The 10,489-nt window shown below is 68.1% G+C and carries 8 protein-coding genes; 1 reads left to right on the top strand and 7 read right to left on the bottom strand.

Features of this window, described 5'->3' with window-relative positions; translation table 11 throughout:
• Positions 1 to 88: 88 nt before the first annotated feature.
• The 6 genes from H6844_07395 to H6844_07370 all read right to left on the bottom strand — a co-directional run bounded on the left by H6844_07395 (position 89) and on the right by H6844_07370 (position 7,880).
• Positions 89 to 1,591 carry a hypothetical protein gene (locus H6844_07395; protein MCB9929221.1) on the bottom strand — a complete coding sequence of 501 codons (1,503 nt, stop codon included), beginning with the start codon at positions 1,589 to 1,591 and terminating at the stop codon, positions 89 to 91.
• Complete coding sequence (locus H6844_07390; protein MCB9929220.1) at positions 1,588 to 2,754, bottom strand: acyl-CoA dehydrogenase family protein; 1,167 nt, start codon at positions 2,752 to 2,754, stop codon at positions 1,588 to 1,590. Before H6844_07390 ends, H6844_07395 begins: the two co-directional genes overlap by 4 nt.
• Positions 2,754 to 3,458 carry an SDR family oxidoreductase gene (locus tag H6844_07385; GenBank protein ID MCB9929219.1) on the bottom strand — a complete coding sequence of 235 codons (705 nt, stop codon included), beginning with the start codon at positions 3,456 to 3,458 and terminating at the stop codon, positions 2,754 to 2,756. Before H6844_07385 ends, H6844_07390 begins: the two co-directional genes overlap by 1 nt.
• 37 nt (positions 3,459 to 3,495) lie before the next feature.
• Positions 3,496 to 5,109, bottom strand: coding sequence for an acyl--CoA ligase (locus tag H6844_07380; protein MCB9929218.1), 1,614 nt, complete (start codon positions 5,107 to 5,109; stop codon positions 3,496 to 3,498).
• A gap of 10 nt (positions 5,110 to 5,119) precedes the next feature.
• Positions 5,120 to 5,899 carry an enoyl-CoA hydratase/isomerase family protein gene (locus tag H6844_07375; protein MCB9929217.1) on the bottom strand — a complete coding sequence of 260 codons (780 nt, stop codon included), beginning with the start codon at positions 5,897 to 5,899 and terminating at the stop codon, positions 5,120 to 5,122.
• A gap of 274 nt (positions 5,900 to 6,173) precedes the next feature.
• Positions 6,174 to 7,880: an acyl-CoA dehydrogenase family protein gene (locus tag H6844_07370; protein MCB9929216.1), complete on the bottom strand. Its 1,707-nt coding sequence runs from the start codon at positions 7,878 to 7,880 to the stop codon at positions 6,174 to 6,176.
• 107 nt (positions 7,881 to 7,987) lie between these two features.
• Here H6844_07370 and H6844_07365 point away from each other — a divergent pair, with 107 nt between their 5' ends.
• Positions 7,988 to 8,878 carry a LysR family transcriptional regulator gene (locus H6844_07365; GenBank protein ID MCB9929215.1) on the top strand — a complete coding sequence of 297 codons (891 nt, stop codon included), beginning with the start codon at positions 7,988 to 7,990 and terminating at the stop codon, positions 8,876 to 8,878.
• Positions 8,879 to 8,914: 36 nt separating this feature from the next.
• Here the strand turns inward: H6844_07365 and H6844_07360 are convergent, their stop codons facing one another.
• On the bottom strand, positions 8,915 to 10,489 hold the full coding sequence (locus H6844_07360) for a hypothetical protein (GenBank protein ID MCB9929214.1): 1,575 nt from the start codon (positions 10,487 to 10,489) through the stop codon (positions 8,915 to 8,917).

The following is a 10,489-nucleotide window of genomic DNA, read 5'->3' as shown; positions in this document are numbered from 1 at the left end:
GTCGTCCAAACGCACCGCAATGGTTTGGCCAGTGTCGGGGCCGCTGGGGCGACCGGAGCGCCCCACCCGGCCGCGCCCACTCCGAGAGTCAGCCCTCGCGGGCCTTGGCGACCGCGGCGGCCCGCGCCGGGGCGTAGGCGGCGAGGCCGGTCATGGCATGGATGGCCTGGCTGACGTCGAAATGCCGGGCGAGGCCGCCGCGGGTCACCCGCTCGACCGGCCCATCCGGGTAGCCGAGGCCCAGGCAGCAGGTCCGGTCCATGTCTTCCGCACTGGCGAGCCCCTCGTCGATGAAGCGCAAGGCGTCGTTGTATTTCGGACGCACCAGACGGTCGACGATGCGGCCCGGCAGGTCCTTGCACACCACCACGTCGAAGCCGGCGGCCTCGAACACGGCGCGGGCGGCCGCCAGCGCCGCTGGGGCGGTGGCCGGCTGGCGCACCAGTTCGATCAGGTTCGAAGGCGCATCGCTGCCATTGCGGTAGCGGGCGAAGCCGACCGCGTTCGAGCCCTCGCGGCCGCTGTCCTCGCCGGTGTGCACGCCCAGGCATTCGGTGTCGAGTTCGACCAGGACGGCGGCCCTGCCGGCGTCCGGCGCAAAGCCGCCGCCCAGATGGACGGTCACCGCGCCATCGGCGCCCGCGCCGTCGAGGAAGACATCGCCCGCCGGGAAGGAGCGGCTTTCGCCGGCGCTCTGGATCGCAAAGGCCGGCGCGGACATGGCCTTCTCCGCCGTCAGGCCCGTCAGGAAGCCCCGGCCCGACTTGTTGCCGAGCTTGCCGGCCGCCACCATGCGGCGCAGCAGCGGCGGCACGGCGGCGCGCGGGTCGTGGGTGATCGGATAAAACGCCTCGCCCAGCAGGATTTGCGTGTCGAGGCCGATCAGGTCCAACAGCGTGCACGGCCCCATCCTGTAGTCGAGGCCGGACTTGATCGCGGTGTCGATATCCTCCGGCGTCGCGAGGCCCGCTTCGATGGCGCGGATGACGTCGTTGTTGAACGGCACCAGCAGCGCGTTGAGAATAAACCCCGGCTTGTCCTGGGTCTCGACCGAAAGCTGGCCGGCGGCCTCGGACCAGGCCCAGGCGGCGGCGAAACTCTCGTCCGACGTGTTGAGGCCGCGGGACATCTCGATCAGCTTCATCACCTGTGCCGGCAGGCAAAAATGCATGCCGACCACCCTGTCCTCGCGGCCGCAGCCGCCGGCGATCTCGGTGATCGACAGGGTCGAGGTGTTGGAGGCGAACAGCGTCTCCGGCTTGCAGAGGGTGTTCAGCGTGCCGAACAACTCCCGCTTGACGGCCAAATTCTCAAAAATCGCCTCGATCACCAGGTCGCAATCGGCCAGATCGGCGAGGTCGGTGGTGGACTGCATGCGGGCGAGTGCGGCGTCGCGCTCTTGCTCCGTCATGCGACCGCGCTCGGCGGCGCGGCCGAAAAAGGTCTCGGCGGCGGTGTGCGAGCGCGCCAGCGCCTCGGCCGAGAGGTCGAAACAGACCGTCTCGAAGCCGCCGCGCGCCGCGACCAGCGCGATGCCCGCGCCCATGGTGCCGCCGGCGCCGCAGACGCCGACCTTGCGGATTGCCGTCATTTGACCCTGAAGCTCCGTCCGATGAGTTGGCGATGGATCTGGTTCGTGCCTTCCCAGATCTGGGTGATCTTGGCGTCGCGCATCAGCCGCTCCGCCCGGTAGTCGCGGCAATAGCCATAGCCGCCGTGAAACTGCACGCATTCCAGCGCCATTTTCATGGCGAGGTCGCTGGCGCGCAGCTTGGCGATGGAGGCTTCCATGCCGAAATCGGTGTCGCCGCCATCGACCAGGTCGGCGACATAGTCGATCCAGCGTTCCAGCAGCAGCAATTCGCTGCCGAGATCGGCGAGGGTGAACTGGTTGCCCTGGAAATCCAGCACCTTGCGGCCGCCCTGCTCGCGCTCATTGCCATAGGCGACCATGTCGTTGAAGGCGGCCCGCGCGATGCCGCGGGCGTGCGCCGCAATCGACGGGCGCGACTTGTTCAGCGAGGCGAGCAGGATGCCGAGGCCATCGCCGGGCTGGCCGATCAGATTGGCGCGCGGCACCCGCACCCGGTCGAAGGCCAGCGCGCAGGTGGACGAGCCGTTATGGCCCATCTTGCGCTCCTTGCCGACGACGCTGAAACCGTCGGCGCCCTTCTCCAGGATCAGCACCGAGATGGCGGCGCGCGACTCGGCGATTTCGCTCCACTTGCCGAACAGCAGATAGAGGTCGGCCACGTCGCCATTGGTGATGAAGGTCTTGGAGCCGTTGACAATGATGTCGTCGCCGTCCGGCGTGAACGAGGTCTTCATGCCGGTCGCGTCCGAGCCCGCCGTCGGCTCGGTGATGGCGAGCGAGCCGAGCCCGCCCTCGGCGATGCGCGGCAGCAGGCGCTCGCGCTGTTCGTCATTGCCGAAGTCGATCAGCGGCTTCATGCCGTGGAAGGTGGTGGCGTAGATGATGCCGGTCGACGCGCATGCCTCGGCAATGCGCGAGACGATCTCCAGATAAAGCTTGTAGCGCATCGGCGCGCCGCCGAACGCCTCCGGCACGAACATCGTGTTCAGGCCAAGGGCGTTGATCGCCTCGACATTCTCCCACGGGAAGGCGCCGGTCTCGTCGATGCGGGCAGCGTTGGGGGCGATCACGTCGTCCACCATCCGTTGCACCTGGTCCAGCACCTGACGCTCGTCCTCGGACCAGTTGCGGGCGGCGGCGACTTTTTCCAGCAGTTTCATCAGTGGTTGATCCCCTGGGCGCCGTCCATATAGACGGTCTCGCCGGTCAGGTAGTCGAGCCTCTCGACAAAGATCGCGGCGACCATGCGGGCCACGTCCTCGGCCTTGCCCGGCGCGCCGGTCGGGATGCGGCTGGCGAGATAGGCCTTGACCTTGTCGCGGGCGAGGAAATCCTTGTTCAGGTCGGTCTCGATATAGCCGGGCGCGATGTTGACAACGCGGATGCCGTCCTTGGCCCACTCCACCGCGAGGCAGCGGGTCATCGCCGCCACCGCCGCCTTGGAGGCGCAATAGGCGAGATTGTCCGGCACGCCCATGCGGTCGAAGAACGAGCCGATATTGACGATGAGGCCGCCCTGGTCCTTCAGGTGCGGATAGACCTCGCGCGAGCAGACCATGACCGCGGTCGCGTTCAGCGCCATGGTTTGCTCGTAGGTGGCGGTCTCCAGCCGGGCGGTCGGGCCGTGAATGTGGACGCCGGCATTGTTCACCAGGCCGGCAATCGGGCCTTTGGCGGCGATGGCGGCGAACGCGGCCCGCAGTGCCGCCTCGTCGGTCACGTCGCAGCGCATCGCCTCGCCCGCCGCGGCGGTGCCGGAGCGCGAGAGCGAGACGACGGCATAGCCGCGCCGCACCAGCTCCGTGGCGATGGCGGCGCCGATGCCCTTGGAGGCGCCGGTGACGATAATCTGGCCGTCAGCCATGCCGGCGCTCCGGCACGGCAAGCGAGGCTTGCATGGTCTAGCCCTTTTCCTGGTAACGGATGGCTTCGAGCCGGAAACGGCCGTCCTTGACCATTTCCACCAGCTCGCGCTTCAGGATTTTGCCGCTGGCGGTCAGCGGGAATTCGTGGGTGGCGGCGAACCATTCCGGCATGTCGAACTTCGAAAGTCCCTCGGCCGCCAGGTGTTCCAGCATCGCGTCTGCCGAAAGGTCGCCGATCACCGCGAGGCCGACCCGCTCGCCCAGCCGCTCGTCGGGCACGCCGAAGGCAGCGGCCTTCTCGACCCGAGGATGGGTGAGCGCCAGCGACTCGATGCGCGAGGGGTAGATGTTGTGGCCGCCGCGGATGATCAGGTCCTTGATCCGGCCCTCGATCCGCAGATTGCCGGCGGCGTCGAACGAGCCCAGGTCGCCCGACAGCAGATAGCCGTGGCGGTTGAACGTGTCCTCGGTCGCGGCCTGGTTGGCGAAATAGCCCAGCATCATCGCGGCCCCCCGCCCGCCGATATGGCCGGACCGGCCCGGCGGCAGTTCCTCGCCCGGATGCTCGGGGTCCCAGATGCGCACCTCATAGGCCGGGCCGCCGCGGCCGCAGGTGGAAATCCAGACCTCTTTGGAATCGTCCGGATGGGTGTACTGGTGCGACGAACATTCGGTCATGCCGTAAATGTTCTGCGGTGCGATGCCCTGGTCGACAAAGGCCCGCGCCACCACCTCCGGGATCGGCGAACCCGCCATGTAGAAGATGGCGACCCGGCCGAGCCGCGGGATGGCGCGGCGCTTCTGTTCCGCCAAGATGTCCATGGCGTGCGTCGGCACGCCCAGCACATAGGTCGCTTGCGTTTCGACGATCCAGTCGAGCTTGCTCAGGCCCGCCGGCGGGTCGTCCGTCACCATCTCGCCGCCGCAGACCAGCCATTGCGCGATGGCGACCCAGGCGATGTGGTGCGAGAGCGGGCTGAGCGACAGGATCACCGTGTCGCTGGACAGGCCCCAGTCCCGCACCAGGTCGCGGGCGTTGGCCAGCAGCGTGTTGCAGGAATGCATGACGCATTTCGGCCGGCCGGTGGTGCCAGAGGTGAAGGCCAGATAGACGACGCTGTCCGGATTGTCATGCACCGGCCGGCGCTCGCCGGTCGGCGCGGTCGGCATCGTCCCCGGCGTGTAGACCTTTTTCAGGAAGGGCAGGTCCGCCAGCAGGGCGTCGAAGTCCCGGGCCGCCCGGTCGGCGCCCCAGCCGGCCTCCGTCACCAGGGCGCGGGCGCTGAGTTCCGTCAGCAGTTCGACAATCTCGGCGCAGGTGAAGGTGCGGTGCAGCGACGGGTTGCAGGCAATGCCCTCGCGCGAGCAGGCGAGGAAGGTGACGATCGCCTCGGCCCGGTTCGAGAGCCAGAGCGCGATGCGGTCGCCCGCCGTGATGCCCCGGCCGGCCAAGTCGTCGGCCATGGCGTCGACTCGCGCCTTCAACGTCTGCCAGTCGAGCCGCTGGCGGCCGTCGCGCAACGCCGCCGCGGCGGGCGCGCGTTCGGCATGCACCGCCATCAGCGAATAGAAGGTGTCGCCGGTCCAGAGGCCCTTCTCATAATAGACCCGCGCCGCCTGCGGGTCGTGCAGCGTGAGAAACGGCTTCATGGCCGCGCCCTCAGTGGCCGAAGGTGTCGGGATCGGGCTTGCGGCGCTCGTTGAAGCTCTTGTTGACCTCTTTCGCCTCGTCCGTGTCCAGGTACTGGCGCAGCAGGAGGTCGTGGGTCACGCGCGACAGGCCGGCCACACCGCCATGCCGGGCGAGGAAGGCGTGCTTGATCGCGGCCAGCGCCACCGGGCTGCGGTCGGCGATCTCCAGCGCCAGTTCGCGGGTCTTCGCCTGCAACTGGTCGTCGGGCACGACCCGGTTGATCAGGCCCATCTCCTTGGCCTCGGCGGCGCTGATGCGGCGGTTGGTGTACCACATCTCCTTGGCCAGCTTTTTGCCGATCAGGTCTTCCAGATACCAGGTGCCATAGCCGGCATCGAACGAGCCCATCATCGGCCCGACCTGCCGGAACACCGCGCTTTCCTTGGCAATGGTCAGGTCGCAGACCGCTTGCAGCACATTGCCGCCGCCGACCGCATAGCCGTTCACGCTGGCGATGACCGGCTTTTGCAGCTTGTCGATGGCCTCGTACATTTCCAGGGTCGGCAGCACGCCGGCATAGAGCTTGGTCTTCTCCATGCCGTCCTTCTGGCCGCCGATGCAGAAAAACTTGTCGCCGGCGCCGGTCAGCACGACGACGCGGGTGCGGGTCTCGCGCCGGATGCCCTCGATGCAGTCGCGGATTTCGTGGCACATGGTCTCGGTGAACATGTTGCCGTTGTCGGGCCGGTTGATGGTGATGGTGCCGATCGGGCCATCTTCCTCATAGAGGATCTGGGTAAAGTCCATGGGGGCGTGTCCTTGCGGGTCGTGGGGCGGCCGGTGGCGCGCGACCGACCGTCGTTGTGACGTCTCTCGATCCAGGGCGCCAATGGGCCGGCCTGGCGGGATGGCGGCATCCTAGGAAGGGGCGCCCCCGAGCGCAAGCGGCCGCCGCCTACCGGCGGCGGGACTGCGCAGAGCCCCCCAAAAGCACCGCTCCCCGCCCCGGACACGCCGTCCGCGCCGCCACTCCATCCCCTGCGGGAGCAGACCCGCCGCGACAGGCCCCCGCCGTAGGACGCTACGCCGCCGCAGCCACCTCTTCGCGCCCGAACAAGCTGTCCAGAACCGGCCCGTCCTCGGCCGCCGGCGCCAGGGGATCGCGCGGCGTCAGCTTGTGCTCGACCACCATGCGCGCCAGTTCACGCCGGCTGAAATCGCCCGTTCTGGCCCCGATCCTGTCCGCCTCCCACGCCAGGAACACGGCCGAAACCGCGTTATAGAGACCGCTGGCCGCACGGCGCACCTCGGACTCGGCCGCGCGATCGCTGGCGACCGCCCGGGTCAGGCCGGCCGCGCGCGCGAACGCGGGCCCCAGACCGGCCCGGTCGTCGATTTCCGAAAGCAGGTCGCCGACATAGGCTTCCAGGGCATCGAGGGCGCCGGCGCGACGGGTCGCGCGGGTCACGTCCAGGGCGACGATATTGCTCGTGCCTTCCCAGATCGAGCCGAGATGCGCATCGCGGAGCACGCGGGCGTCGGACCATTCCTCGATATAGCCGCAGCCGCCGCGAACCTCCATGGCGTCGCCGGCGACCTTGCGCGCATCGCGGCAGGTGCGGAACTTGATCAGCGGCGTCAGGATGCGCAGCGCCTTTTGCGCCGCCGCATCGCCGGCGTCCGCGCGCTCCAGCACACGGGCGGTGTGAAAGACCATGGCGCGGCCCTGCTCGGCGGTGACCAGCATCTTCGCGATCTGGCGGCGCATCAGCGGCAGGTCGATCAGGCGCTGGCCGAACGCGGTGCGGTTCCGTGCGATGAAGAGCGCCTCGTTGACGGACCGCCGCATCAGCCCGGCGGCGCGCACGCCGTTGGAGAGGCGGGACATGTTGATCATGTCCGTCATCTGCTTGAAGCCGTTTCCGGCCTCGCCGACCAGATAGGCGACCGCGCCTTCCAACACCACCTCGCCGCTCGCCATCGAGCGCGTTCCGAGCTTGTCCTTCAGGCGGAGAATGCGCCAGGCGTTCTTGGAGCCGTCCGGAAGATGGCGCGGCAGCAGGAACAGCGACAGGCCCTTGGTGCCGCCCTCGCCCCCCTCCGGCCGGGCCAGGACCATGGCGAGCCCGGCGTCGGGGTTCGAGCAGAACCATTTGTCGCCATAGAGCTTCCAGTCGCCGCCCTCGAACCGGGCGACGGTCTCGATCGCGCCGACGTCGGAGCCCGCGACCTGCTCGGTCATGAACATGGCGCCCTGGGTCAGCGCTTCCATGTCCTGTGTGGTCAGGCCGTCGATATAGCGGGCGATCAGGTCGTCGTCGCCGAACTTGCGCAGCGTGCGGGTCAGGGAGTCGGTCATGCTGAGCGGGCAGCACAGGCCGAACTCCGCCTGCACGAACAGATAGGTCAGGCCGTATTTCACCAAGGGCGGCAGCGGCGCGTCCGCGCCCAGCACGCCGGCCCTGTGCGACATGGCGGCGAGCCCGAACCGGCCGAAGGCAACGTCTTCCAGGGCCACATAAGCCGGATGCTTCTCGATACGCTCGTCATCGGCCCCGTTGCGGGCACGGATATGCAAGACCGGTGGGTTCTTGTCCGCGTCCAATGCCAGGCGCTCCAGGTGGTCGCCGGCAAGCCCGCCCATGCGCTGGAAGTGCGGCTCGACCGCCTTGCGGATTGCGGGGGCAAGATACACGTCGAGCAGGTCGGCGAATGCCGGGTCGCTCGCATACACATTGACCCCGCGGCTGTCGGGGATATTGCGATGCACATTGCGGGTGGCGGTCATGGCGGCGTCCTCCTGGTTGGGATCGCCGGGAGAATGCAAACAGCGTGATATTATTTCCAATACCTTTATCGTATAATTTCATACCAAAAATCGTATGAGGCTCCCCGATGGCGATTTCCCTGAGGCAGTTGCGCCACTTTCTCGTGCTGGCCGAGGAGCTGCATTTCGGCCGGGCCGCGGAACGGCTGCACATCTCCCAGCCGCCATTGAGCGCCAGCCTGCGCAATCTCGAAGAGGAACTGGGGACGCAGCTCATGGAGCGCGGCGGCAAGTCGGCCCGGCTGACGCCCGCCGGCGCCGTATTCGCCGATCGCGCCAGCCGCATCCTGAACCAGCTCGACGCGGCGAAGGAGGCCGCGACGCTGGCCTCGCTCGGTGCGACCGGATCGGTTGCGATCGGGTTCGTGCCGTCGATGATCCTACGCAACCTGCCACGCCTGCTGACGGAGTTCGAACAGTCCCATCCGGATATCCGCCTGCGCATCGAGGAAATGAACACGTCGAGCCAGATTGAGCGCCTGCGCGCCCAGGATATCGACCTGGGTTTCATCCACACCGTGCCGCCGCCGGACGGCATGGCGGCGCTGGAATTGGAGCAGGAGCGGTTCGTGGCCTGCCTGCCGCGCGGGCATCGCTTGGCGGGACGCAGCCGCATCGCGCTGGGCGAACTGGCGGGCGAGCGCGCGCTGGTCTTCTCGCGCGACTATGCCGCCCATTATCACGACCGCATTGTCGGCCTTTTGCGCGCCGCCCATGTGGAGCCGCATCTGGATTTCGGCATCCGCAACTGGTTCACGGTGCTGGCGCTGGTGGCCCAGCGCATGGGGGTGGCGCTCGTCCCCAGCTCCCTCGCCCGGTGGGAAACGGGCGATGTCGTGTTTCTCGAAGTGCGGGAGGCCGAGGCCCAACATGGCGTCGCCGTCGTCTGGCGCGAGGGCGAGCTTTCGGCCTCCGCGCGCTTCCTGCTCGCCGCTGCCCGCACATTCTATGCCTGTTAGAGCGATCACGAAGCGGAGGCGGCCGGCCGGGCTCTGCTATGGCAAATACGGCATGTGCGGGGGGCCGAGTTGCCGCCGCAGGATGCGCTGGGCGTCCTGAACGAATTCGCAGAGCATGGGGCGCGTTTCGCGCGGGTCGATAATGTCCTGCCCCGTCGCCTCGGCCGTGCGGAACGGGCTGGCGATGGCGGTGAGCCGCGCCTCGATCTCCGCACGCTTGGCCTCCGGATCGTCCGCCGCCTCGATCTCGCGGCGATAGGCGGCGGCGGCACCGCCCGCAATATGCATGGAACCCCAATTGGCCGAGGGCCAGGCATAGCGCCGGAACATGCCGGTCGGCCGGTGGTGGCACTGGCCGGCCACGCCGTACATGCGGCCGACAACGACGGTGCACCAGGGCATGCGCGAGAGGCAGACCATGCTCATGAGGCGCGCGCCAGCCCGCTCGATCCCGCGCTTTTCCTGTTCCAGCCCGACGTGAAAGCCCGGCTCGTCGCAGAGCGAGATCAGCGGCAGGTGGAACGTGTCGCAAAGCTGCATCAGCCGCATGACCTTGTTCCCCGCCGCCACATCGGTCGAGCCGCCGCGAACCATCACATTGTTCGCCATGACGCCCACCGGATAGCCGTTGATCCGCGCCAGCCCGGTGACGCGCGACCGGCCGTAGAGAGGCGAAATCTCGAAGAACGTGCCCTGGTCGACCACCCCGTCGATCAGGGTTTTCACCTTGTAGGGATAGCGCCGGTCGCGCGGCATCAGGGTGAGCAAGGCCTCGTCCCGGCGATTCGGATCGTCGTCCGTCTCGACCCGCGGCGCCATTTCATGCACGTTCGACGGCAGATAGGACAGCCAGCGGCGGATCTGCCGGAACGCGTCCGCCTCCGTCTGTGCCAGATTGTCGATACAGCCGGAAACACGGGTGTGGATGTGGTCGCCGCCCAATTCCTCCTTGGTGATGTCGACGCCCAGAGCCGCCTTCACCACCGGCGGCCCGCCGGGGAAGATCTGGCTGATCCCCTTCACCATGACCGAAAAATGGCTGAGCGGCGCCTCCACGGCGGGCAGTCCGGCGACGGACCCCAGCACGGCCGCCGCGACCGGCACGGCTTGCAGCATGGCGACGTCGTCGCGGCCATACGAATTGCCGTCGGGCAGGTAGGTGCGGCCCAGGACCTCAAACCCGCGGACACTGCCGCCGGCGGCGTCCAGCAACCGCAGGAACGGGATTTGCCATTCCAGCGCGCGCTGGCTGGCACTCGGTTCCGCACCCAGCGCGCCGCGGGCCGCCCCCGCCCCGGAACCGCCGCGGACCGTGAAATCGCCCGCGGCGACCACGACCTTGCGGCCGTCGACCTTGGCGATGCCCTCGACCATGCCCTTCGGCAGGAAGTCGACCAGATCGCCGTCGCCGTCGTATCGGGGCTCGCCGACCAGGTGCTTGAACTCGCGAAACGAGCCCTCGTCGATCATGGCGGCAATGCGCTCGCGCGCCGTCAGCTTGCCGGTGTCGTGCTGGCGTTGGATCCGCTCCGGCCCGCCCATGCGCTGCATCAAGGCGCGGCGGCGGTTCAATTCGTCCACTTCGGGCTGCCAGGAGTCGTGCTCGGACAT

This window comes from Alphaproteobacteria bacterium (genome assembly GCA_020638555.1).
Lineage (GTDB): Bacteria > Pseudomonadota > Alphaproteobacteria > Bin95 > Bin95 > JACKII01.
Note: the sequence above shows the minus strand (reverse complement) of the source record. Positions and strands in the feature narration are given on the sequence as shown.

Bases quoted from the DNA above. Each gene is read 5' to 3' on its own strand.
- H6844_07395 (MCB9929221.1), bottom strand. From the start codon at position 1,591: ATGACGGCAATCCGCAAGGTCGGCGTCTGCGGCGCCGGCGGCACCATG.
- H6844_07390 (MCB9929220.1), bottom strand. From the start codon at position 2,754: ATGAAACTGCTGGAAAAAGTCGCCGCCGCCCGCAACTGGTCCGAGGAC.
- H6844_07385 (MCB9929219.1), bottom strand. From the start codon at position 3,458: ATGGCTGACGGCCAGATTATCGTCACCGGCGCCTCCAAGGGCATCGGC.
- H6844_07380 (MCB9929218.1), bottom strand. From the start codon at position 5,109: ATGAAGCCGTTTCTCACGCTGCACGACCCGCAGGCGGCGCGGGTCTAT.
- H6844_07375 (MCB9929217.1), bottom strand. From the start codon at position 5,899: ATGGACTTTACCCAGATCCTCTATGAGGAAGATGGCCCGATCGGCACC.
- H6844_07370 (MCB9929216.1), bottom strand. From the start codon at position 7,880: ATGACCGCCACCCGCAATGTGCATCGCAATATCCCCGACAGCCGCGGG.
- H6844_07365 (MCB9929215.1), top strand. From the start codon at position 7,988: ATGGCGATTTCCCTGAGGCAGTTGCGCCACTTTCTCGTGCTGGCCGAG.
- H6844_07360 (MCB9929214.1), bottom strand. From the start codon at position 10,489: ATGTCCGAGCACGACTCCTGGCAGCCCGAAGTGGACGAATTGAACCGC.